The following is a 22,920-nucleotide window of genomic DNA, read 5'->3' as shown; positions in this document are numbered from 1 at the left end:
CACACAGTCACGCGGCTATCGCTGCGATCCACCCGAGCGGAACGCCGACTACCGCGCCGTAGACCACCCATCGCCACACGGGGACGGCTCGCCAGCGCCACACGGTCGGCGCAAGTCCGCCTACCGCAATGATATTGACGACAACCGCCAGGAGCACGTTCACGTTGCCGAGCGCGATGCAGAACGCCGCGACGGCGCTGGTCGAGAGCATCGCGGCGAATACCGACACCGCGATTCCGGTGAACCAGGGCGTGCGGTCCAGAGTCACCGGCCGGTCCTGACACGTTCGTAGAAGGCCATCGCCGCTGCGGTTGCGACGTTGAGCGAATCGGTACCAGGTGCCATCGGTATCTTGGCACGAATGTCGGTGGCCCGCATCGCATGTTCGGTCAGACCTGGCCCCTCGGCTCCCAGCAGTAGCGCCACCTTCTCCCCGGTCATCGCTTCGGCCAAAGTGACCGCTTCCGGATTCGGAGTCAAGGATATGAGCTGAAAACCGTTGCCACGCAGCTCATCCAAGTCGTGTGGCCACTTTGCCACATGCGCGAAGGGCACTCGCAGCACGTGCCCCATCGACACACGGACCGACCGCCGGTAGAGCGGGTCAGCACAACCCTTCCCGAACAGAACGGCGTCCACGCCGAGCCCTGCAGCGTTGCGGAACATCGAGCCGAGGTTCTCGTGATCGTTGACGCCTTCGAGGACCACGACGGTCTTTGCGTCCTTCAGCACGTCCGAGACCGCGAGTGGCGCCGGGCGGGCCGCTGCAGCGAGGACGCCACGGTTCAGGTGGAATCCGACGACCTCGGCCATCACTTCGGCGCTCGTACGGTAGAACGGCACGTCCACACCGTCGAGATCGTCAGCGAGCTCCAGGAGCCGTCGTTCGACGCCGAGAAGACTGATCGGCTGGAACCGCGACGTCAGCAGCCGCTGAGTGACGAACACTCCTTCGGCGATGACCAATCCCTTGCCCTCCGGCAGGTCGGGGCGCCGATCCGAGGAGTTGAGATCGCGAAAGTCATCCAACCGGGGGTCGGCGGGATCTGAGATGTCGATGACGTGAACCACGGGTCTATCGTGCCGTACGCACCGCGAGCCCCCCACCACTACTCCCGACCTAGCGCAGCAGCGTAGCGAAATGCGCGTCGAGCACCCGGCCGATCACCTGCGGATTGGTTCGCTCGGGATTGTCGACGCCGTGCGACGCGAGCCCGTCGGCGAGCGCATGCAACCTCATCGCCTCGATGTCGACCGAAGCGTCCGGCTGCAGGAATCCTGCATCATGTACGGCCTCGACAAATGTTCGATAGTGCTCGAACAGCGTCCGGTCCGTCTCGTCACGCACTGCGGTCAACGTCGAATCGGTCTGGGCGGCAGCAGCAAACGCCTCCCAGACCTGCATTTCTTCACGCCGATCTTCGTCGAGGGGAACGAACTGATCGGTGAACTGGCGGATCGCGCGGCGGATGTCGGGATCGAAGTCGATGCCGGCGATTCTCTTCTCCACTCGGACGGTCACGAGCGTCATCGCGAACAGCAAGAGTTCGGACTGCGTCGCGAAGAAGTGCCTTAGCGACCCCGTCGACATCTTCGCCTCGTCCGCGACGGCCCGGACGCTCGCGCTCGCCACACCATCGCGACGGATCACACGCCAGACAGCCTCGGCGATCTCTTCCCGTCGCTCATCGGGGCTGCTTCGTTTCACCACTTCACAAAACTAACACAGCTGTGCTAGTTTTCGACCACTAACACAGTCGTACTAGAAATGAGCTGATGTCATGATCGTCCATCTGATCATCGCGTGCGAAATCATGTTCTGGGTGTTCATCGCCGCCGGTCTCGCCGCCCGCTATCTGCTGCGCCGCAAGACGCTGGGTGCCGCACTGCTCATCTGCGCACCCCTGGTCGACGTCGTCCTGCTCGTCGCCACAGCCCTCGATCTTCGGGGCGGCGGCGAGGCGAACTTCACCCACGGGCTTGCTGCGGCCTACATCGGCTTCTCCGTTGCGTTCGGGCACAGTCTCATCTCCTGGGCCGACGCCAGGTTCGCCTACCGATTCGCCGGCGGCCCGGCTCCCGTCGCGCCACCCAAGTACGGGAGTGCGCGAGCACTGCGCGAATGGCGCGAGTTCGGCAAAGCCGCGATCGCCTGGGCCATCGCGTGCGGACTTCTCGGCGCGGCCATCTTCCTCGTCGACGACCCTGCACGTACGGGTGCCCTCGACGGATGGATCAGCAAGCTGACAGTGGTGCTGGGAATCTGGGGAGCAATCGCCCTGAGCTACACGGTGTTTCCCAAGCGCGAGAAGGTCACGGCGCGCGGCTAGCCTCGACTGCCTGTTCGGTCGCGTCGCACACGATCACCGGACGCAGGACGAACACCGGCAACCTGCCACCGTCTTCCGGCCTCGCAAGACGAAGTTTCAGCCCTTCGCTACGTAGCAGGTACACCCCGGCCGCTGTGCCCGAGACGAGCGAGATCACTCCGCCCACGATCAAAGGCGCACGGGGATCCACGGAGTCGGCGAGCCAACCAAGCAGCGGGCTTCCCAGCGGTGTGCCACCGAGGAAGCTGAGCATGTAGATGCCCATCACCCGCCCGCGCATCTCGGAGGGAACCGACATCTGCAGGATGTTCATCGCGGACGTCGTGAACGTCAACGTCAGTGCGCCCGTGGGAATCAACATCAGCGCCACCAACGCGTAGGTAGGCATCAATCCCACCGCGACCTCGAACACGCCGAAAGCCACGGCGGCACCGAGGAACGTCCGCAACCGCGGCGCTTCCTTGCGCCTTGCGGCATACGCAGCGCCTGCAAGGGTTCCCACAGCAAGCGTCGTGGACAGCAGTCCGTAACCGTCGGCTTCGAGACCGAACGTGTTGCGCGCCATCACCGCCAGGCTGATCGCGAAGTTCAGGCCGAACGTCGAGACCATGAAGACGGACACCATGATCACCCGAAGGTCCTTGCGACCCCACACATATCGGAACCCGTCGCGCACCTGCCCCTTGGTACGCGGCGCCGGTTCGGACGGGATCAGCTCCTTCTTGTTCATCAGGTACAGCGCGATGAGGACCCCACCGAACGTCGCGACGTTGAGCAGGAACACCCATCCAGTTCCGATCAGATTGATCAAAACACCCGAGATGGCCGGACCGACGATGCGGGCCGTGTTGAACGTCATCGAGTTGAGCGCGATGGCATTGGACAGGTGTTCCTTGCCCACCATCTCGATAGTGAACGACTGACGCACCGGTGCGTCGAGCGCCGAGACACAGCCGAGGGCAAAGGCGATCAGGAAGACGTGCCACAGCGCAACGAGCCCACCGACGTCCAACAGACCCAACACCAGTGCGCATACCGCACTCGCCCACTGCGTGAAGATCAGGATCCGACGCTTGTCGTACCGATCGGCCAGCACCCCACCCCACACCGACAGAAACAGCGTCGGACCGAACTGCAAGGCCATGACGATGCCCACCGCCAACGCGTTGCCGTCCGAGAGCGTCAGTACCAGCCAGTCCTGGGCAATACGTTGCATCCACGTGCCGACCAGAGAAACAATCTGTCCGGAAGCCCAAAGGCGGTAGTTGCGGTTGTGGAGCGCGGCAAACATGCCGGAATCGGGGTCTCGGGGCACCCCACCATCTTGCCCCTCGAGTAATTCGTTTGGGCAACGACCTCAATGTAGCGGAGCTACGCGACCTCTGCGTAGCGGAGCTACGCGACCGCATAACTCGCGGAACTACTCCGTCTTGTTGACCATCTCCGTGATGATCCCGACGGCACCGCGCAGCGTCGCGAGTTCTTCGCCACCCAGCCCGGCCAGCTGCTCGTTCATCCACGCCTCACGCGCATGGGTCTCGTCCGCGAGCAACGCCTGCCCGGCGTCGGAGAGATTCACGATGATCTGACGACCGTCCGTGGGATGCGGCGAGCGCTCGACCAGACCGAGCTCGGCGAGAGAAGCAACAACGCGCGTCATCGACGGCGGCTGAACTTTCTCACGTGCTGCGAGTACGCCAGGGGTCATCGGGCCGTACTGATCCAGGCTCGCCAAAGCGGACAGTTGCGTCAGCGATACCTGAGCGTCGACTCTGCGGCCGCGCAGATGCCTGGTGAGACGCACTACAGCCAGGGAAAGATCGCTGGCCAGCGCACGAGTTTCGGTGGTCACGCGTCAGACAATACGTCAAGAGCTGGCCGGTAGCTCACGTAATCGAATACCGGTCAACCCTGATTTCACGTAAGGGCGTCGGTAATGGGTCCGACAGTGAAGTAGGCCACAAAAAGTGCCGCCACGATCCAGAGCAACGGGTGGATCTTCTTGATACCACCGCTGGCAGCGTGCAGGACCACCCATGAAATGAAGCCGACGCCGATGCCGTTGGCGATCGAGTAGGTGAACGGCATGACGATCATGGTCAGGAACGCCGGGAGTGCCACCGAGAACTTGGTGAAATCGATGTCTCGGACCTGTCCGATCATCAGCGCACCGACGACGACAAGGGCAGGCGCAGCTGCCTCGATCGGCACGACGGAGTAGAGCGGCGTCAGGAACATCGCGACGAGGAAGAGCAGTCCGGTCACGACATTTGCCAGGCCCGTGCGGGCGCCTTCGGCGATACCCGACGCGGATTCCACGAACACGGTGTTCGACGACGCCGAAGCGCCACCGCCGACGATGGCACCGGCGCCTTCGACGACAAGCGCGCGACCGACGTTGGGGAGGTTTCCATCCTTGTCGGTCAGGCCGGCTTCCTTACCGAGACCCGTCATCGTGCCCATGGCGTCGAAGAAATTCGCGAGCACGAGGGTGAAGACAAGCAGGCTGGCGGCCAGAACACCGATGCGGGTGAACGCGCCGAAGATGCTGACGTCGCCGACCAGGCTCAGATCAGGCATACCACCGAGCATCTCCGGGATCGCGGGGATGCTGAGGTTCCAGCCCTTGGGGTTGGTTCCGAGCGAGGGTCCGACGTCGGCAACTGCCTCGATGATCGCAGCGAGGATCGTCGTGACAACGATGCCGATCAGCAGTCCACCACGAACCTTGCGCACGACCAGAACACCCATGAGCAGGACACCGAAGATGAACACCACGGTCGGCCACGAAGCGATCGAGCCGTTGATTCCGAGTCCGACGGGAACCGTCGTACCGGCGGCATCGGGGATGCGGCGGACGAATCCGGCGTCGACCAGTCCGATGAAGGCGATGAACATGCCGATACCGGCCGCGATCGCGGACTTCAATGCCGAGGGAATCGCATTGAACACCGCAGTTCGGAAACCGGTGAGTGCCAACAGAACGATGATCACACCGTCGATGACCACCAGGCCCATCGCCTCGGGCCAGGTGACCTGAGGTGCGATGGTGACGGCGAGCAGGCTGTTGATGCCGAGACCCGCGGCGATGGCAAACGGATAGTTGGCAACGAGACCGAAGACGATGCTCATCAGGCCGGCAACCAGAGCGGTGACCGCAGCCACCTGGTTGACCGGAAGGATGTTGCCGAGAACGTCGGTCTTCGCTGCAGCGTCGTCAGCCGAGAAACTGCCGAGGATCAGGGGGTTGAGGACCACGATGTAGGCCATCGCCACGAAGGTGACGACACCGCCGCGAACCTCTGTCGAGATCGTCGACCCTCGTTCGCTGATCTTGAAATAGGTGTCGAGGATCTTGCCGGGTGCCGCCATGTTTGTTCTTTCCCCATCGCTGTAGGTCGCCGTGTGCCGGCGCACATGAAGCCGGTCGCACTAGGGAGAGTAGGCCACCGGGGTACGGGTAGCGTTAATTTTGTGACGGAGACTCGCAACACAACAGGCGTGATCGGCAAATTGTCCGCACCCGCGCCGGCACTGATCATCGGCACCGCGTTGTGGGTGGTCGCCACGATCGTGGTCGCGGTGAGCGGCGATCGTTGGTCGGATGCACTCCCGATCTGTTACGCGGGTATCGGAGTCGGCTTCCTCGGCCTCGCTCTGTTCTCCATTCAACGACGCGCAGCTGTGCGCGGTGACAAGGGCGCACAACAGGGCGCCGGTCTGGTCGACTGAGCAGGTCGATTCACCCTGCCAGCATGGTAAGCCTACCCTGCACTCTAGTGTCGGTCTTAGCTTGTCAATGCTGAAAGGAACCACGTAACCGTGAAGATCTCCCACCGAAATCGTTGGAAAAGCCGAGGACGTTGGATGAGACTGACATCCGTTGCTCTGGTCGCCCTGGTCGGCACAGCACTCGTCTCCTGCAGTTCGAACGACGACGCAGCAAGTAGTTCGTCGAGTTCCGGTGGCGGCGCCTTCCCCGTCACGATCGATCACGCTTTCGGCAGCACCACGATCGATTCCGAACCACAACGGATCGTCACCGTCGGTTACAACGACGAGCAGGCTCTGCTGGCCTTGGGCATCAAGCCCGTCGGAATGGTCAATCAGTACCCGGGCGAGCCGGACGTCAACCGCACGTGGCCGTGGGTCACCGGCCCTTGGGGCGGAACCGAACCGACCGTCGTCGGCAGCAATCCCGAAACCACGATCAGCGTCGAAAAGATCGCTGCGCTCGAGCCCGACTTGATCCTCGCGCTCTACTCGAGCATCGACAAAGACCTGTACAGCACACTTTCCGCGATCGCCCCGACCGTCGCGAAGGATCCGGCCTACGGCGACTACGCAACTCCGTGGCAGATCACGACGAAGACCGCAGCGAAGGCAGTGGGTCGCGAAGCCGACGGCGCGAAGTTGGTCGCCGATATCGACAAGCAGTTCGCCGACGCCAGAAGCGCTCACCCGGAATTTGCAGACCAGACCGCGGTGATCATCAGCATCGACACGACCCCGGAGTTCTACGCCTTCTCCTCCGAGGACGCCCGCGGACGGGTCCTCGGCAGTCTCGGATTCAAACCTGCTCCCGCGGTCGAGGCATTGATGAACGGTGAGTTCTACGCGCCCATCTCCACCGAGCGACTAGATCTCCTCGACGTGGACCGTCTCGTTGTCATCGGCAATCCCGATGCCGCCCAGGCGGTCCGAAACAATCCGGGCTTCCAGCAACTCGACGTGGTCAAGAACAATCGCGTCGTCTACGTCAACGACGATCAGGCCCCGCAGGTCGGTGCGGCCCTGACCGCGAGTTCAGCACTGAGCTTGCCGTGGGCGACAAGCCAACTACTCGCCGAACTCACGAAGTAACCAGCGCCCGGCGCTTCCTGATCTGCGCAGTTCCCCAGATCCACACTCCGGCCCACACCATCCCGAACGCCCAACCTGCCAGCACATCGGTCATCCAATGGGCAGCCAGGTAGACGCGGGAGAATCCGACAGCGATCGTGTACAGGCCGAGGCTCGCGAGCATTGCCATCTTCGCGAGCCTCGGCAGAGCAAGCCGAAGAATCACTGCGGCAACCGAAGTCGCGAGTATCGCGCTCATCATCGCGTGGCCCGACGGGAACGAATACGAATCGATTTCGATCAAACGCTCCGGCAGGGGTGGACGGGTTCGCGTGAAGATGCGCTTCAATCCGCTCATCACGAGCAGACCGGTCAACATCGATCCGGCGATCAGCAGAGCGTCCGTTCGGAGCCCCCGAACCAGAAGCACGATCGTGAGCAGCGTCGCGATCAGCCACGACGCGAGGGTTCCGCCGCTGTCGGTGATGACGTCGACCACGTCCACGAGCCACGCCGTCCGCTGGCTCACTGCACTGTCGAGTACCCACTGATCAAAAGACATCTGCCCTCACATCCCTTGCGGCAGAGTCCACGTGCGCATCACGTGATGAACGCCGTCCGAGTCCACCCACCACGGCACGGTCACTGTCGCCTCCACCGCTCCTGTCAGTTCCACCGACAGTTCGTGATGGATCACTACCTCGCCGCCGGGAACCTCACGGCCGAGGGCTGCGAAGCCGAGAACTGCCTGTGGTTCGTTCGCCCACGTCGTCACAACGCCGGTGCTGCTCACTCGTCCGTGAACGGATGTGGACGCCGTAGCGACGTCGAGCAGATCTGCCAGTGCGTCAGCTGTCTCGAAACTGCCGAGCACCACTCGTTGTGCAGGCAGTGCCGCTCCCAGCCACGGTCGGTCGAGAACAAGGGCGTCGCCGGGATCGACCAGATCGCCGGAAAGGCCTCGCACGAACGGCGGCAGGTGCAGTTCCTCCAGGTCGAGAACCCGTCGCTGCGCTGCCTCACCCAGCAGTCGGTGCGTCCGCGCGACGACGGCGGAGGCCGGCATCCGTAGTGGGTCGGCAAGCCGATCGAGCAGCAGCTGAGCCAGTTCCGGATCGTCGACGGTATCGGATGCCAGTAATCCGGCGAAGAATCCGGCGTCGGGGTGTTCGGCAGCATCGAGTAATCCCTCGAAGGTGCGATCGCCTGGAGCGCGCAGCAAGCCAAGCACCTCACCGCCGAGTTCGGCATTCGAACGCAACCACCACGCCGTGTATCCACGACGGTCGGTGAGCAGCGCCCGCGTCGCCGGCGACTCGACCAGCAGCGACAGCGCCTGCGGCCAGCGGTCTTCGTCCACGAGATCGAGATCGCGCACGGCTTCGATGTATTCGGGGTCCTCGTCGAGGGTGTCCCACCATGCGTCTTCGGCGTCGAGATCGTGATCGGGGCCGGACGGCAATTCCTCACGGACCACCGTGAAACCCCACCCGACACCGACTACCCGTAGCGCCTGCTCCCCCACCCGCTGAACAAAATCAGCGTCGACGATGCCGAAGGGAGAATCCTCGACCAGGACGCTTGCAAGGGGAGCGCCCGGAAGCAGAAGTTGGTCGGCGGAACGCAATTCGCCCTCCGAATCAGGAAGCAGCACTTCACCGATCCACGACGGCAGCGCCCCTGGCGCCACGTGGGCCGCCAATCCGAGCACCACTTGCGCCAACTCCGTCGCTACCGAATCATCCTGATCCGCAGCATCTTCGATCAAGGCTCGCAGTGCCGGATCGGACAGCAGGTCGGTGGCACTCGCGGTCTGTGCTCCCAATCGAGACAGCAACGGGTGCGCTGCGACAGGATGAACCAACCTCGTCCACTGCACAGACGGTGCGTCTTCGCCCAATTCGACGCCGACGACGACGGTCCGCGGTCCGGTCACCGTTCGTCCATCGGAGAGCGGAACCGGCAGTGTTCCAAGCTCTTCCACCGCAAGAGTGTCGATCACCAAGGGCTCGAGAGCCGAATAGAGTCGATTCCACCACTTCGGTTCACGTTCCAAGCCGCTGAGCAGTTCCGCGATACGCGCGAGCCCGATGCGGTGCGTCGACACCGCCGCGAGCGCTCGCTCGTGCTTGGGGCCGGAGAGCTCGGGGACGACCAGGCCGCCGATGATGTCGGTGAGCAACTCGGCAAGATCGTCACTGAGCCCGGGCACCACGGATGCTCGCTGCGGCGCGCGGTCGGGTTCACCGACCACCGGAAGCCACTCGTTTTCCTGCAGCTCCTTCAGAAGTGCTTCGCGCAGAAGCGAATCGGTTTCGCTGCGGGCAAAGGCAGGAATCGGGACGAGTGCCGTTCGCTGCCGAGGAGGTAGTGCAGCAAGGAACTTCGCGTACCCCTCGGCAAGCGGAGCGATCGGTGCAGCGGGCATGAGGCGTCGCCGATCGGGTTGCATTGCAATGTCGGCAATGATGATCGCCGGGATCGACAGTTCCTCATCGGATCGGGTCGGCGCCCGCAGCACGTCGTCTGCGACCGGCTCGACGACCCCGTCGCGGACCGGCACCAACCACCGTGCGTTCGGCGCCGAGTACTGCCACCACGTGCGATCTCCGATGACCACCTCGACGAGACCGGAATCCAGCACTCGTTCCGATCGCCGAAAAGTCTTCTCACCCAAACGAATTGATCCGAGAGCCGGGAGTTCGAGCAGCAGATCGACTGCCTCACGTGTCATCTGCGAAAGCAGCGCCGCGGCATCGACGTCCGGCCGAAGCGTCAGCACCACCTCCGAATCGGCACCGTCGCTCGGCAATTCGCCAGACGGCCACACCAAACGAAGTACGGGGACACCGGTTTCCGGCACGGGGAGTTCGCGAGACTCGATCTCGCGCAGAGTTTGCGAGGCAGAGAATCGAATCGATCCCGTCGACGAGCGCAGTTCAACCTCGTCACCGACCGAGAGAACTGCCGAGAATCCGACTCCGAACCGCCCCGTCACGCCTTCGTCGGCGTCGACCTTGTTCGACGCACGCAGCGCCGTGAGTGCGTGAACGCCGGATTCGTCCAGCGGACGGCCGGTGTTCGCGACGGTCAGCGTCCGACCGTCCACGTCCACCCACAAAGAGCCCTCGACGCCCTCGCGTGCAGCTGCATCGGCAGCGTTCTGCGCCAGTTCGGTGAGCAGACGGTCGCGGTACCCGGCCTTCGCGAGGTCGGATTCCGCAGCCGCGTCTTCACGCAATCGCGTCGGAGATTCCGACCACGCGCGCAGCGTCGCCTCGCGGAGTGCGTCCGTGCCGAACGGATCTTCTACTCGGTGGATACCGAATCCTCAACTGCAACAACGCTCGACGGGCGAGCGGGCACCGCAATCAGCTCGACTGCTCCGTCGTCGAATGCGTCGAACTGCGGCGAGCCCGCACCGAGCGGCAAGCTGGTGTCCGAATGCGCGCCACAGCCGTAGGACACGCTGACCACCCGGCCGTCTGCGGAGAGTTCGTTGCCGCACACGCCGAACGCTGCGTGCAGCGAACCTGCGAGTGGAAGGAAGAATCCACACAGCCCACACGTCGACGGGGCAGCCTTGGCCATCTCCGACTCCGGGCCGAAGTCACCGTCGAACCAACGCTGCGCGGCATCGAGTCGGCCCTCGAGGCTCATGACCTGTTTGCGGCCTAGCCCGATTTCGAGAGCTACCTCGTCGACTTCCGGGTCACCGGTGGCGACGTAGCCGGGAACGAGCCGAGGATCCTCGGCCGGCGGGGCGAGTAGGTCACCGACGGAGAGATCGCCGGGACGAATCCGCTGATCCCATGGCAGCCATTCCGGCGCAACCAACGCGTCGGGACCCGGCAGCAGCGCCAACTCACTGACAGTTGCGCGGGTGTCCTCCGGTCCGGCAGCGACGACAACCGCCCACTGCCAACCGCGGTATCCGGGAATGTCTGCTGCAAATCGATGGGTGGCGGCAAATTCGTCCTCCGACGTCACGCCGAGGTATGCCCCCACACCGCCTTCATGCAGGTCGACGACTGCCGTTCGGGCAAGCTCGACCGCATCGGCCAGTACTGGGCGCGGCACTGCACGCTCTGGAGAAGTAGCAACACTCACTCCTCCAGTTTGCCGCACCACCGCAAGTCCGCAACGCACTGGGCTGCCATGCTGGGCAGATGAGTAGGTCACACGCCAATTCCGTGCGCACTTTTGCAGTGGTCGCCGTGATCGCGTCGGCCCTGGCGGGGTGCTCCGATTCCCCCGGTGCTCCCGACAACCTCACGTCCGAAACCGGCTCCGTCGAGATCGTTCGAGTGTCCGCGCACGATCCCGACGCGTTCACGCAGGGCCTCGAGATCGACGGAAACCGGTTGTACGAAAGCACCGGACGCGTCGGGCAGTCCTGGGTGCGCTCGAGCGAGATCTCCGACGAGCAGTCCCCCGCTTCGGGACCGGAAGTTGCGCGTGCAGATCTCGACCCGCCGTTGTTCGGTGAGGGCATCACGGTCGCCGGAGACACACTGTGGCAACTCACCTGGAAAGACGGCGTCGCCATCGCCCGTGACAAGGACACCTTGACCGAACGTGGGCGGTTCCCACTCGACACCGAGGGATGGGGAATCTGTTCGCTCGGGGATCGGCTGGTCTCCAGCGACGGTTCGGCCACGTTGACCTTTCGCGATCCCGAAACCTTTGCGCCGATCTCGACAGTCGACGTCACCAGATCTTCGGAGTCCGTCGGCAAGCTGAACGAATTGGAATGCGCCGAAGACGGCTCCGTCTACGCCAATGTCTGGACCACCGACACCGTCGTCCGAATCGACCCGTCGGACGGCGCCGTCACGAACGTGTACGACGCATCGGCGCTACGCGAAGAACTCGTCACGGATGGATCGACCAGCACCGTCGACGTTCTCAACGGCATCGCGCAGATTCCCGGTACCGATCGATTCCTGCTCACCGGCAAGTATTGGCCGCAGATGTTCGAAGTCCGTTTTGTTAACTGAGTCCGACATGACACAGGACTCGCAGGGGTGTGCGTGGTAGCCGCGCCGACACTAGGACAGAATTGAGTGGTGACCGGACCGCGCGAACCCTACGACCCCGAAACTCGGCGAATCCACGACGAGCCGGAGGGGCAACAGGTGCACCCCGGTTACGACAATTACCCACCCGCGGCCCGCCCGGACAACTACCCGCCTTCGGCTCGCCCCGCTGCGCGTCGCACGCCTTTGCCGCCGCTGCACCCGATCCCCGAATCACGGGGAGACTCGGATTCTGCGTCCGGTTCGAAGGCACCGGGTGCGGACGCCCCCAAGGCTCCCCCGATGCCCCGCAAGCTCACCGTCACCCGCGTCGCAGCGATGCGCAGCCGCGAACTGACGAACAAGGGCATCGCGACCTTCCAGCGCGCAGCGAAGGCCGACGGCGCGGACAAGTCCGGTCTGACCGCTCTCACCTACGCAGTGATGACGAACAACGCCACCGACGCCGCGATCTCCGTCGCCCTTGCGAACACGCTGTTCTTCTCGGCTGCGACGGGTGAGGACAAGACCAAGGTCGCGCTCTATCTCCTGATCACGATCGCACCGTTCGCGGTCATCGCACCGCTCATCGGTCCGATGCTCGACCGGTTGCAGCGCGGCCGCCGCATCGCACTCGCGTCGTCGTTCGGAATCCGGACGCTCCTCGCAGTGATCCTGGTCTTCAACTTCGACAGTTGGATCCTCTATCCGGCCGCGCTCGGCATGATGGTGCTCAGTAAATCGTTCTCGGTACTCAAGAGTGCGGTGACACCACGCGTCCTACCACCGGAAATAGACCTGGTGCGCGTCAATTCGCGTCTGACGGTCTTCGGGTTGATCGGCGGAACGATCGGCGCCGGCGCCGTCGCGGGTGCGCTCGCGCTCGCTTTCGGTTCCACCGGAGCCTTGTGGTTCGCCGTCGCCGTCACCGTCTTCGGCGCATATCTGAGCATGCGAATCCCGTCGTGGGTCGAAGTCACCGAGGGTGAGGTTCCCGCGACCATCACCTACCACCAAGACGAGGCGCACCACGCCGGCAGCGCCCCACCACAGCCGAACGCGAAACCGGCCAAGGTCCGACAGCCTCTCGGACGCGCCGTGATCATCGGACTCTGGGGCAACGGCACCATTCGCGTGCTCACCGGCTTCCTGACGCTCTACATCGCGTTCGTCGCCAAATCACGCACCGATCACGAGCCGCTCCAGCAGGCCATGATGCTCGGCCTGGTCGGCGCAGCGGCCGGTCTGGGAAACTTCGCCGGAAATGCCACGGGTGCGCGCCTCAAGCTCGGCCGGCCCGCACTGATCGTGCTCCGGTGCACTGCGTCGGTCTGGATCATCGCGGTGATCGCAGCGCTGACGGACAACCTGATGACCGCTGCGCTGGCCACACTCGTAGCCTCCGCAGCCAGCGCACTCGCCAAGGTCTCACTCGACGCGTCACTCCAGCACGACCTGCCCGAGGAATCGATCGCGTCCGGATTCGGCAGATCCGAGACGGTTCTGCAGTTGAGCTGGGTACTCGGCGGCGCATTGGGGGTTCTGCTTCCGACCGAATACTGGATCGGGTTCACTGTTGTATCGGTGTTCCTGACGATCGGGCTTCTGCAGACCTTCCTGAGCTACCGAGGAAGCAGCCTCCTGCCCGGCCTCGGCGGGAAGCGACCCGATCTGGCCGAACAAGAAGTGACCGAAGTGATTTACACCGGTAAATCCAACCGAGGACAAGGAAGTACTCCGCAGTGATGATGCGCTCGAGAACAAAGAAGATCGTGGCAGCGATCAGTGTCCTGATGGTGGTGGCACTAGTTGCTTACGTCTCCGTTCTTTTCGTGATCATCAAGAACATCAACGACGACCCCGAAAAGCTGCCGGTCATCACTGCGTACGCACACGGCAAGACGATCGAGACGAACCCTGCCGGGTTCTGCACCATCGATCTGTCCCAGTGCGCCCAGGTGGGCGACATCTATGCCCTCGACGTTCCCGCGGGCTACCCGCTGCAGCTGTCGTTGTCGACGGACGTCTCCGATGCGCAGTGGGCCCTGCTGGCGGTCTACGAGGATGCCGACGGCAACCAGACCGGCGAACCCCGAGTCTTCGAGCCCGGCGAGGCCCTGGCAGTGACGGTCGAATCTTCGAGCGATCCCGTCAAGCAACTCGTCGGCGTCGAAATCCACCTCGCCGTCGGTGAGGGAAGCGAACAGGGACTACTGATCTGGTCGATCAAGACCGCCTGATCCCCGGAAGAACGAAAATGCCCTGCACACCGATTGGTGTGCAGGGCATTTTGTTTCGAAGCCGTGTACGGCAGCTCGAATCGAGCGATCAGGTATCGAGCTCGCGAGCGACGGCTCGGACGACCTCGGAGATCCGCTGAGCGGTCTTGCGGTCCGGGTACTTGCCGTTGCGCAGATCCGGCTGGACCTTCGCCTCGAGCAACGTGATCATGTCCTCGACCATGCCGTGCAGCTGGTCAGGGGTGTGCTTACGCTCGACCGGCTCACGACGCGTCGCCGTAGCGCCCCGCAACGACGGCGCCGGCTCCAGCACCTTCAGGCTCAGCGCCTGCGGACCGCGGCGGCCCGCAGCCATGCCGAACTCGACGCGCTGGCCGGCCTTCAAGCCTTCGACGCCCTCGGGGAGAGCGGAAGCACGGACGTAGACGTCCTCGCCCTCTTCCTGCGACAGAAAGCCGAAACCCTTTTCGACGTCGTACCACTTCACCTTGCCGGTCGGCACCGCGTTCACCTGCTCATCACTCGACTGGGGCATCTGCCCCAATGTGCTCGGGAGGCTCTCGGAAGAGCCTCATGGCCTTGCTCGCATCGCTTCCGGTGGAAGAATGCAAAAGAACGCGCCCCACACTTGCTTCAGCGGGGCGCGCAGTCTGTTAACAGTCTACCTGTGACGAACCCGGGTCGGCACCCAGGTTTACAGGCACTATCCTCGTAGGTGTGGACCCTCAACCGAACCCGCGCACTTCCGGCACCGGAAACGGTCTGTTCCGTACGGCGATGGCACTGTTCATCGTCGGATTCCTGGCGATCGTGGCCATCTTCGCAGTCCACATCTTCAGCGACACCCCGCCCGGCCTGGCGTTGTACCTGGTGGCACTCGCGTGCCCGATCGGCTTCCTTCTGGCCATCGTCTACACGCTCAGATCCGGCCGACGCGTGCGCTGATCACCCCCGCCTTCAACCGAAAGGTCACTGACCATGAGAATCCTCCTGAACGTGATCTGGCTGGTGTTCGGCGGCTTCTGGCTGGCGTTGGGTTACTTCGCCGCAGGCATCATCTGCTGCATCCTCATCATCACGATTCCCTTCGGAATCGCGGCATTCCGCATCGGCATCTACGCACTGTGGCCGTTCGGTAAGACCGTCGTCGACAAGCCGACCGCTGGTGTCGGTTCGATGATCGGCAATGTCATCTGGGTGATCATCGCCGGTATCTGGTTGGCGATCGGACACATCGTCACCGCCGTCGCGATGGCGATCACGATCATCGGAATTCCGCTCGCGGTCGCGAACCTGAAGATGATTCCGATCTCGCTGATGCCGCTCGGCAAGGAGATCGTCGACGTGGACCGCGTCAATTACGCATAGCCGTGGACCGCGTCAATTACGCATAGCCGTGGACCGCGTCAATTACGCGTAAGCGGGCCCGGAGACAGAAGAACCCGACCACAGCAGGTGCTGTGGTCGGGTTCTCTCGTATCAGGTCGGATCAGCGGCCGAGGCTACCGAGTCCGGGGAGGTTACCGAGCGAACCGGTACCCGTTCCCGGGTTGCCCGGATCAACGGGGCCGACCGGACCCTCGGAGACCACGATGGTCACACTCGAAACCCGCGAAAGCACGCTCTTCGCAGTGATCTCGACGGTGACGCTCCCGACGGCCGTGGGGGTTCCCGAGATGGTGCCGTCCTGTGCGAGGGACAGTCCGCCGGGCAGAGTGCCGTTGGTGAGCGCAAAGGCTGCCCGGGTATCAGCGGCAGTGAGCTTCTGCGAATACGCCTTACCGACCTGAGCGGCAGGCAGTTCGACGGTCGCGGGTAGCGGGTACGCAGCAACGACGGTCACCTTGCCCCCGTTGGTCGTCGACGCGATGGCGCCGGTCGAGGTGTCGAGCGCGAGGTTTTTGACCTTCTCCAGTGCCGGAACCTTGGTATCGGTCAGAGCGGTGGTGGCGCGGGTCGTCAGATCGACCGACCACAGGTGTCCGTTCATGACGTCCGCGACATATGCAATGCCTGCAGCAGCGTCGACGACCACGCCGTTGGGAATCGCGGTCGGAGACAGCGTGGTCTTCGACAGAACCGCGCCGGCCGGGGTGATCGCCCACAGGTTGGTTGCCCGGGTGTCGGTCATGTAGATGTTGCCGGTGTTCGTGTCGACATCGACGTCGACCGGGTAGAGGTTGTCGGCACGCACGATCGACTTGAGTGCTCCGCCCTTGCGTACGTCCGCCTGCCACAGCGTGCGGCCGTAATTCTCGTCGAAGAAGTTGGTGTCCGCGATGTAGAGGAAGCCGCGGACAGTGTCGAAGGCGAGCTTGGTCGGCGTTGCCGACTTGTCGACCAGAATGCTCGACACGGCGTCGGCGGCGTTGGGGTCGACGACTCGGATGTTGCCGGACTTGTAGTCCGAGAAGTACGCGCGGTGTGTTGTGGGGTCGACGACGACATCGTTGATCTGCGGCCGCGAGCCGTCGGGGTTCTTCTCGCTCAGCGTGACCGTCTTTTCGACCTTGCCGGTCTTCGTGTCGACAATCGAGATCGCGCCGCCGTAGGAGGAGGACACATATGCGCGTCCGAGGTCCGAGTCCACGGCAAGTGCCGACGGGTAACCGACGACACCGTTGATGGTGCCGACGGACTTGCCGGTGTTCGTGTCGACGACGGATAACGAGCTGGTCGGTCCGCCGTACTGCGTGATGTATCCGCGGTGGGTTGCCGAGTCGACGACGATGTCGCCGGGCTGGGTTGCGGAATAGCTTCCGACAACACCGTGTGTCGGATCCTCGGGTGAGGCGTGTGCAGCGGGAGCAGTGACGGCCAGGCCGACAGCAGCAGCGGCGACGGCGAGTGACGCGGTGACCGCACGCCGACGGTATTGCAGTTTCATGAGGGGTGCCCTACTTCTTTGGAAGACTCTGCGAACCCTGCCCATTCGGGGCAAGTCAGGCAAACCTAACCTAAGTTTCAATCTCGATGTTGAGACACAGAACACATCTTCGGCCTGGATCGGCACACCTCTCACTCGGCCGGAATTCCATTTCCACATAACGTGTGACCTTGCTCACATTACGGATGGATAACGGAACGGACACAACCGGACATTCACTCAGTCACCCCCACCTACCTGGGAAGAGTCTCCTGCGCTTTGTGTGACGCGTTGTACGTCCTTCGCCACGCCGCGTTATCAAATGGTGACACGAGAGACTCGAGCCGTTACCGTCGTTTTCGGCCGGGAAACTCGGCCACCTCCGGCCCGCCGCGCCAAGCCTTGTCCCGCGGGTACCGGACTTCCGACAGAGCATTCCAGGGACGAGGACGGGGGACCCAAAGTCCTCTGTGAGAACAGAAAAGTTCTCCAGTGGACACCGGTTCGATCGCAAGACCGAATCTTGGGGTGAAGCCAGACCCTTTCCAGCCAGGAAAGGCGAGGCCGGGCGACCTCTCAGCCCGAACCCGACAGCTGACCTCGCAGGCGCGTGTGGAGAGGATTTCGACCATCATGAGCGGACGCCATCGCAAGCCCACCACCACCGGTCGCACTGTCGCCAAGGTCGCCGTCACCGGCGCCATCATGGGCGTAGCAGGAATTGCAGCCACCGGAACCGCAAGCGCTGCCCCCGACTCCGACTGGGATCGTCTCGCCCAGTGTGAGGCCGGCGGAAACTGGGCCATCAACACCGGCAACGGTTACCAGGGCGGACTGCAGTTCTCCCCCAGCACGTGGAACGCACACGGCGGCGGACAGTACGCAGCCACCGCAAACCAGGCCACTCGCGAGCAGCAGATCGTCGTTGCCGAGCGTGTTCTCGCAAACCAGGGTTGGGGCGCATGGCCGTCCTGCTCCTCCAGCCTCGGACTGAGCAGCGGCGCCACCGAGCGTTCCGCTCCGGCCACCACGGCTCCTCAGGCAGCTCCGGCTCCGGCACAGCAGGTCGCTCAGACCGTTGCACACCCGGTCGCTGACGCCATCGATCAGGCAATCGCGTTCGCCAAGGCCAACGGCATCCCGGTCGACCCGCAGATCCTCGCAGTCGCCGACACTGCAAAGACGTTCCTCAAGTAACACCGGTAAGACTGTCCGCTCGGACGCTCGAACATCAAGAAGGCCCGCACCGAATCGGTGCGGGCCTTCTTCGTGTCGAGTTGTTATCGGTTGATGACGGTGTGCGGGTGTACGTAAGGAAGTGACTCCACCGGAACCGGAAAGGTGGTGTCCTCGCCGAAGGGTGAAAGTCCACCTGCGCGGGTCGATGACAATTCGGTCACTGCGTGATCTCCGTCTGCAGTTTCCGGCCATCCTGGATCTACATAGTGTTGCTTCGAATTGTTGGCCACGAAGTCATTTTGACAGGACGCCGTTACGCCGTACAGACCAGGTCTCTAATCTGATACCTGATGACCGAAACACGTGGCACCCCGGCGGGCAGTTCCGCAGCCGAAAGTCTGACCGATTGGCTCTCGGCGCGCAGTGACGCCGAGTTGACGGAGCTGCTGCGTCTGCGCCCCGATCTGGCCGTACCGCCGCCGAGCACGATGGTGGTTCTCAGTGGTCGGGCGCAGCAACGCGCGTCGGTCAGCCGAGCGGCGGACGAACTCGACACCCTCGATTTCGGTCTTCTCGAATTGTTGGCACTGGCCGGCGCCGAGGAAACTCCGATGACGCGGGCGGAGCTCAACAGTGCAATCGCCGAACGCGCCCTGACCGGCAAGGGCAAGGTCACCAAGAAGGCCGTCGACAAGTCACTGTCGAAGATGCGTGAGTCCGCCCTCGTCTGGGGTGTCGATCCCATCAGCGTCGTCCCGGCAGTCATCGGGATGATTCCGTGGCGTGTGGGGCGAGCCCTCGAACCTGCCGAGGCGATGACCGAGACCGAGATCTCGGCAGCCCTCGACGCTCTGGACACCCGCGAGCGGGATCTCCTCGAGACTCTCGCCAACTCCAGCCCGATCGGTCGCACCCGCGACGCCGCCCCCGGAACGCCGCCTGAGCGCCCGGTTCAGCGACTGCTGGCGGCCGGCCTGCTGCGGTGGCTCGACGAGCAGACCGTCGAGCTTCCGGCGACGGTTCGTCAGGTCATCCGCGGCGAGCCGGTTTTCGATCCGACGACGCTGACCGCACCCGTCATCGGGGGCGACAAACTCAAACCCGCGGACGTGAACGCCGCAGCGGCCGGCGAGGCGCTCGAGTTGGTACGCCAATGCGAGAGCGTGATCGCTGTTCTGGGCGCAGCACCGGCCCCAGCACTGCGAGCCGGTGGACTCGGTGTTCGAGAACTACGACGCGTGGCCAAGACGGCCGATCTCGACGAAGCGCGAGTGAGCCTGCTCGTCGAATTGCTCTCGGCAGCCGGACTCATCGCCAGTGGAACGCCCGATCCGGCGCCGGTCTCGGACAACGCGGACGAATACTGGACGCCCACACTCGCCGTCGACGGCTGGCTCAACGCGTCCACAGCGCGTCGGTGGGAGGTGCTGGCGTCCGCCTGGGTCGACGTACCGCGAGTTCCGTGGATGATCGGGCTGAGGGATTCCACCGACAAGCCCATCGCGGCGCTGTCCGAGGAAGGCCGGGCCCCGGCGGCTCCGCGCGATCGCCAGGCCATTTTGGGGCTGCTCTCCGAACTCGACAGTGGCCAGACTGCATCGGCCGTCGAGGTAAGTCGACTACTGGCGTGGCGACGCCCGCGATGGAGCGGGCGCCTACGGACGTTCGCAATCGAGCGGACTCTGGACGAGGCCGCCGCCCTCGGGTTGGTGGCCCGCGGCGCGTTGTCGTCACCTGGACGAGCTTTGCTGCACGGCGGGGACGCCGAAGCCGAAATGCAGTCCGCCCTACCCGAGCCCATCGACTACATCCTGGTCCAGGCAGATCTGACTCTGGTTGCGCCCGGCCCGCTCGTACCGGACCTGCTCGAGCAGGTGAGCCTGGTCGCGGACATCGAGTCGGCAGGATCGGCGTCCATGTACCGCATCAGCGAGGACAGCGTGCGTCGTGCGCTCGACGCCGGTCTGACGGCCACCGAACTGCATGCGATGTTCGCCTCGAAATCGAAGACGCCTGTTCCCCAATCACTTTCGTATCTGATCGACGATGTCGCCCGTCGACACGGGCGACTGCGTGCCGGAGTGGCGGCGTCGTTCATTCGATGTGAGGACGCATCACTGCTGGCGGAGGTCCTCGCTTCGGCGGTGGCGGAGCCCCTGGCATTGCGCGCCTTGGCTCCCACAGTCGCGATTTCGCAGGCCCCACTGCGCGAGGTCCTGGCCGAGCTGCGCGCAGCCGGATTCGCGCCGGCAGGTGAGGACTCCTCGGGCACGTTGGTCGATCTCCGCCCACGCGGGGCGCGGGTACCGAACCGTCGCAGCCGACCGGCCTCGCGAATGCCCGCAAGCCCGTCGGCGGATCAATTGGCGTCGTTGGTCCGCACGATGCGAGCAGGCGACCGCGCTTCCGCCCCGGGCCGTGGTGGTGTCCGGACGGACGGTTCGAGGGAGAACAATGCCGCCACCATCGCGTTACTGGCCACAGCGGCCCGGGACAATTCGAGCGTCAACATCGGCTATGTCGACGCTCAGGGGGTAGCGACTCATCGCATCGTCGACCCCGTCAGCGTGGGCGGCGGACAGCTGGACGCCTTCGACCCGGCAAGTGGTGCCGTACGCCGTTTCACGTTGCACCGCATTACTTCCGTCAGCCCCGTCGACTCCGGAAAAAAGTAGCAGAAAAGAAGCAACTGGCTTTTTTCTGTAAATGAAGTATGGTCGAGGTCAGTTTGTGATTGCCACTTCGAAAAATGAGGAGCGACAATGGCTGACAAGGCGCCGGGAAAGAACATGAAGAAACCCGCTCAGTCGATCAAGGAACGCCGCGCAGAAAAGCGGGCGAAAACTACGGAGTCTTCCGAGTTCATTCGTAAGCGGAAGCGGAGCTGACAGCACAGTCCAGAGGAAGACGAGCTGACTGCGAAGCTGACCAATGCCTGCCTCCACCGACACCCTCGTGCACCTGCACGAAACATTCAACCTGTTCAAGTCACGTAGTCGAGGAACTGATGCACGCTCGCGCGGCTACGCAGCGGGCATGACCCTGGCATCACTGTGTGTCCTCGACGAACACGCTCGGCAATCCGGAATACTTCTTTCGGATTTACCGCAGAAAGAGAATCAACCATCGTGAAAAGAACAATCCACACCCTGGACCGTATTCAGACGAGACTCGAATCGGAGCTTGATTCCACTCCGGGTGATTCCGAAAAGAATATCGGTTATAGATCCGGAATTTCCGAAGCTATTACTCATGTAATGGAAATGCGGAAGTCAGTGGTCGCGCAGAAATAGGAGGCGCATCAGTTAGGCGCTCATCCCAATAACTGTCGCACTCCACCCACCAGAAAGACGACCTGGTCCTCGTAGAAGTCGGCAAGTCGCTCCGGCGCGAGCGGCTTGCTGCTTCCGCTCCAATCGTCCGCTCGGCTCAACGCCTGGAGGAAGCCCATCAAGGCAACCGCCCAGCGAGTCTCGAGCCTTTCGGGATCGGTAGCAGGAAAGGTACGACGGACCTGGTCGAGAAGATGATCACGAAGGTGCATCTCGGTCGCCTCGAGGGCTGGATGGCCCGGTCGTGACATCTGCGGCTGCGAAATCTGCGTGACGATTCTGATCCATCGCATTCCCCGCGTGCGATGGCGAAGAAGCAGTGTCTTGTATGGCGCCGTGACGGCCCGCACCAACGCTTCGACCGTCGGCGGCTCCTTGTCGGCGGCTAGGTCGTCCACGTTCGCGCTGATCTGATCTCGCACCGACGTTCCCATGTCCAACAGCACCGCGGCGACCAGATCCTCCTTGGTGCCGAAATGGTAGTGGACGGACGACGGTCCGAGACCGGCCGCCGCGTTGACCGCGCGCAGCGAAACTGCATCCAATCCCTCTGTCGCGAAAAGCCGTTCAGCAGTTTTGAGCAAACGCAGACGTGTCACGTCGCCTTGACGGTTCTGCCGGGAGTCGGTCATACGAACGAGCTTCGCACGGGCTCGCCGAACTTCTCCGAAGCGCTGACCGCGGAGTCAGAGTGATTCACGGTGTGCTCGCACCCTGTTGTCGCGATCGACCCAGCCGTGGGCGCGCGCGTAGTCCACCATCGCGGAGAACTTCTGCTTCCACTGCGCGTTTCCGACCTGGGCCGCGACGGCTTGTTCCAGGTGAGCAATGTCGAGCCAGACATGATCGTCCTCGAGTTCCCCCCACGGTTCCAATGCCCGACTCAGAGTCGCGGATTGATCGTCGCCGCCTACGACGACCGAGAGACTGGTGAAGTCGTCGACCCCGTTCAGTTCGACGGTCGAGGAGGTGGGGGTGATTGTGACGTCCAGTCGCATGACCTCTTCAACGCTCCTTCTCAAAATGCCTGGTTCAGTTGATCGACTTGAAACAACCTTAGACGACATGACTGCGCCAGATAGCATTGAGCTACAAGTGATTACAAACCTCCCA

At 63.3% G+C, this 22,920-nt stretch carries 25 protein-coding genes and 1 riboswitch; of the genes, 11 read left to right on the top strand and 14 right to left on the bottom strand.

Annotated features, from left to right (window positions below):
- Positions 1 to 7: 7 nt before the first annotated feature.
- From RE4_RS05640 to RE4_RS05630, 3 genes are read right to left on the bottom strand one after another with little or no spacing between them, the layout of a single operon-like run.
- Positions 8 to 268 (bottom strand): DUF2537 domain-containing protein, encoded by a 261-nt coding sequence (locus RE4_RS05640; protein ID WP_020908790.1) that lies wholly within the window; start codon positions 266 to 268, stop codon positions 8 to 10.
- The gene (locus tag RE4_RS05635) at positions 265 to 1,071 is read right to left on the bottom strand and encodes a TrmH family RNA methyltransferase (protein ID WP_020970487.1); all 807 of its coding nucleotides are present in this window, start codon (positions 1,069 to 1,071) and stop codon (positions 265 to 267) included. The genes RE4_RS05640 and RE4_RS05635 overlap by 4 nt, the downstream gene beginning before the upstream one ends.
- A gap of 49 nt (positions 1,072 to 1,120) precedes the next feature.
- Positions 1,121 to 1,711, bottom strand: coding sequence for a TetR/AcrR family transcriptional regulator (locus RE4_RS05630; protein WP_020908792.1), 591 nt, complete (start codon positions 1,709 to 1,711; stop codon positions 1,121 to 1,123).
- A 70-nt stretch (positions 1,712 to 1,781) separates the two neighbouring features.
- Between RE4_RS05630 and RE4_RS05625 the strand changes: the two genes are divergently transcribed.
- Positions 1,782 to 2,330 carry a hypothetical protein gene (locus RE4_RS05625; protein ID WP_019744924.1) on the top strand — a complete coding sequence of 183 codons (549 nt, stop codon included), beginning with the start codon at positions 1,782 to 1,784 and terminating at the stop codon, positions 2,328 to 2,330.
- Here the strand turns inward: RE4_RS05625 and RE4_RS05620 are convergent.
- The 3 genes from RE4_RS05620 to RE4_RS05610 all read right to left on the bottom strand — a co-directional run bounded on the left by RE4_RS05620 (position 2,314) and on the right by RE4_RS05610 (position 5,702).
- Positions 2,314 to 3,621 (bottom strand): MFS transporter, encoded by a 1,308-nt coding sequence (locus tag RE4_RS05620; protein ID WP_031330881.1) that lies wholly within the window; start codon positions 3,619 to 3,621, stop codon positions 2,314 to 2,316. The two genes, RE4_RS05625 and RE4_RS05620, sit on opposite strands and share 17 nt — an antisense overlap.
- 129 nt (positions 3,622 to 3,750) lie before the next feature.
- Positions 3,751 to 4,182, bottom strand: coding sequence for a MarR family winged helix-turn-helix transcriptional regulator (locus RE4_RS05615; protein ID WP_019744926.1), 432 nt, complete (start codon positions 4,180 to 4,182; stop codon positions 3,751 to 3,753).
- Between the two features lie 65 nt (positions 4,183 to 4,247).
- The gene (locus RE4_RS05610) at positions 4,248 to 5,702 is read right to left on the bottom strand and encodes an NCS2 family permease (RefSeq protein ID WP_020970489.1); all 1,455 of its coding nucleotides are present in this window, start codon (positions 5,700 to 5,702) and stop codon (positions 4,248 to 4,250) included.
- A 102-nt stretch (positions 5,703 to 5,804) separates the two neighbouring features.
- On the opposite strand from RE4_RS05610, the gene RE4_RS05605 reads away from it, so the two are divergent.
- Both RE4_RS05605 and RE4_RS05600 read left to right on the top strand, forming a co-directional pair.
- The gene (locus tag RE4_RS05605; RefSeq protein WP_020908795.1) at positions 5,805 to 6,062 is read left to right on the top strand and encodes a DUF2530 domain-containing protein; all 258 of its coding nucleotides are present in this window, start codon (positions 5,805 to 5,807) and stop codon (positions 6,060 to 6,062) included.
- Positions 6,063 to 6,197: 135 nt separating this feature from the next.
- Positions 6,198 to 7,193: an iron-siderophore ABC transporter substrate-binding protein gene (locus RE4_RS05600; RefSeq protein WP_060938156.1), complete on the top strand. Its 996-nt coding sequence runs from the start codon at positions 6,198 to 6,200 to the stop codon at positions 7,191 to 7,193.
- Here the strand turns inward: RE4_RS05600 and RE4_RS05595 are convergent.
- From RE4_RS05595 to RE4_RS05585, 3 genes are all read right to left on the bottom strand, one after another.
- Complete coding sequence (locus RE4_RS05595; protein ID WP_019744930.1) at positions 7,183 to 7,734, bottom strand: phosphatase PAP2 family protein; 552 nt, start codon at positions 7,732 to 7,734, stop codon at positions 7,183 to 7,185. The genes RE4_RS05600 and RE4_RS05595 overlap by 11 nt on opposite strands.
- Before the next feature lie 6 nt (positions 7,735 to 7,740).
- Positions 7,741 to 10,413, bottom strand: a complete 2,673-nt coding sequence (locus tag RE4_RS05590) for a sacsin N-terminal ATP-binding-like domain-containing protein (RefSeq protein WP_019744931.1) — start codon at positions 10,411 to 10,413, stop codon at positions 7,741 to 7,743.
- Between the two features lie 68 nt (positions 10,414 to 10,481).
- Positions 10,482 to 11,303: a DUF3027 domain-containing protein gene (locus tag RE4_RS05585; RefSeq protein WP_019744932.1), complete on the bottom strand. Its 822-nt coding sequence runs from the start codon at positions 11,301 to 11,303 to the stop codon at positions 10,482 to 10,484.
- Between the two features lie 38 nt (positions 11,304 to 11,341).
- Here RE4_RS05585 and RE4_RS05580 point away from each other — a divergent pair, with 38 nt between their 5' ends.
- The 3 genes from RE4_RS05580 to RE4_RS05570 all read left to right on the top strand — a co-directional run bounded on the left by RE4_RS05580 (position 11,342) and on the right by RE4_RS05570 (position 14,430).
- Complete coding sequence (locus tag RE4_RS05580; RefSeq protein WP_238076548.1) at positions 11,342 to 12,172, top strand: glutaminyl-peptide cyclotransferase; 831 nt, start codon at positions 11,342 to 11,344, stop codon at positions 12,170 to 12,172.
- Positions 12,173 to 12,241: 69 nt separating this feature from the next.
- The gene (locus tag RE4_RS05575) at positions 12,242 to 13,936 is read left to right on the top strand and encodes an MFS transporter (RefSeq protein WP_174531757.1); all 1,695 of its coding nucleotides are present in this window, start codon (positions 12,242 to 12,244) and stop codon (positions 13,934 to 13,936) included.
- Positions 13,936 to 14,430: a DUF2771 domain-containing protein gene (locus RE4_RS05570; RefSeq protein ID WP_019744935.1), complete on the top strand. Its 495-nt coding sequence runs from the start codon at positions 13,936 to 13,938 to the stop codon at positions 14,428 to 14,430. Before RE4_RS05575 ends, RE4_RS05570 begins: the two co-directional genes overlap by 1 nt.
- An 88-nt stretch (positions 14,431 to 14,518) precedes the next feature.
- Here the strand turns inward: RE4_RS05570 and RE4_RS05565 are convergent, their stop codons facing one another.
- Positions 14,519 to 14,932, bottom strand: coding sequence for a cold-shock protein (locus RE4_RS05565; RefSeq protein WP_007733502.1), 414 nt, complete (start codon positions 14,930 to 14,932; stop codon positions 14,519 to 14,521).
- A gap of 215 nt (positions 14,933 to 15,147) precedes the next feature.
- On the opposite strand from RE4_RS05565, the gene RE4_RS05560 reads away from it, so the two are divergent.
- Both RE4_RS05560 and RE4_RS05555 read left to right on the top strand, forming a co-directional pair.
- Positions 15,148 to 15,375, top strand: a complete 228-nt coding sequence (locus RE4_RS05560) for a hypothetical protein (protein ID WP_003940194.1) — start codon at positions 15,148 to 15,150, stop codon at positions 15,373 to 15,375.
- A gap of 33 nt (positions 15,376 to 15,408) precedes the next feature.
- Entirely contained in the window at positions 15,409 to 15,798 is a 390-nt protein-coding gene (locus RE4_RS05555) for a YccF domain-containing protein (protein WP_003939919.1), read from the top strand.
- Between the two features lie 121 nt (positions 15,799 to 15,919).
- Here the strand turns inward: RE4_RS05555 and RE4_RS05550 are convergent, their stop codons facing one another.
- The gene (locus tag RE4_RS05550; RefSeq protein WP_060938153.1) at positions 15,920 to 17,317 is read right to left on the bottom strand and encodes a YncE family protein; all 1,398 of its coding nucleotides are present in this window, start codon (positions 17,315 to 17,317) and stop codon (positions 15,920 to 15,922) included.
- Between the two features lie 394 nt (positions 17,318 to 17,711).
- A riboswitch (cyclic di-AMP (ydaO/yuaA leader) is annotated at positions 17,712 to 17,921 on the top strand.
- 8 nt (positions 17,922 to 17,929) lie between these two features.
- On the opposite strand from RE4_RS05550, the gene RE4_RS05545 reads away from it, so the two are divergent.
- The gene (locus RE4_RS05545; protein ID WP_019744938.1) at positions 17,930 to 18,493 is read left to right on the top strand and encodes a transglycosylase family protein; all 564 of its coding nucleotides are present in this window, start codon (positions 17,930 to 17,932) and stop codon (positions 18,491 to 18,493) included.
- 83 nt (positions 18,494 to 18,576) lie between these two features.
- On the opposite strand, the gene RE4_RS31530 is transcribed toward RE4_RS05545, so the two are convergent.
- Positions 18,577 to 18,765: a hypothetical protein gene (locus RE4_RS31530; protein WP_019744939.1), complete on the bottom strand. Its 189-nt coding sequence runs from the start codon at positions 18,763 to 18,765 to the stop codon at positions 18,577 to 18,579.
- Positions 18,766 to 18,825: 60 nt separating this feature from the next.
- Between RE4_RS31530 and RE4_RS05535 the strand changes: the two genes are divergently transcribed.
- On the top strand, positions 18,826 to 21,150 hold the full coding sequence (locus RE4_RS05535) for a helicase-associated domain-containing protein (RefSeq protein ID WP_020908802.1): 2,325 nt from the start codon (positions 18,826 to 18,828) through the stop codon (positions 21,148 to 21,150).
- 87 nt (positions 21,151 to 21,237) lie between these two features.
- Positions 21,238 to 21,363 (top strand): hypothetical protein, encoded by a 126-nt coding sequence (locus RE4_RS31525; RefSeq protein WP_019744941.1) that lies wholly within the window; start codon positions 21,238 to 21,240, stop codon positions 21,361 to 21,363.
- Positions 21,364 to 21,788: 425 nt separating this feature from the next.
- On the opposite strand, the gene RE4_RS05530 is transcribed toward RE4_RS31525, so the two are convergent.
- Entirely contained in the window at positions 21,789 to 22,439 is a 651-nt protein-coding gene (locus RE4_RS05530; RefSeq protein WP_060938152.1) for a TetR/AcrR family transcriptional regulator, read from the bottom strand.
- 54 nt (positions 22,440 to 22,493) lie between these two features.
- A complete protein-coding gene (locus tag RE4_RS05525) occupies positions 22,494 to 22,805 on the bottom strand; it encodes a hypothetical protein (protein WP_060938151.1) in 312 nt (103 codons plus the stop codon).
- Positions 22,806 to 22,920 lie beyond the last annotated feature (115 nt).

The organism is Rhodococcus erythropolis NBRC 15567, assembly GCF_001552595.1.
Classification (GTDB): Bacteria; Actinomycetota; Actinomycetes; order Mycobacteriales; family Mycobacteriaceae; genus Rhodococcus_F; species Rhodococcus_F erythropolis.
The sequence above is the reverse complement of the archived record's forward strand: the minus strand, read 5'-3'. Positions and strand labels throughout refer to the sequence as shown.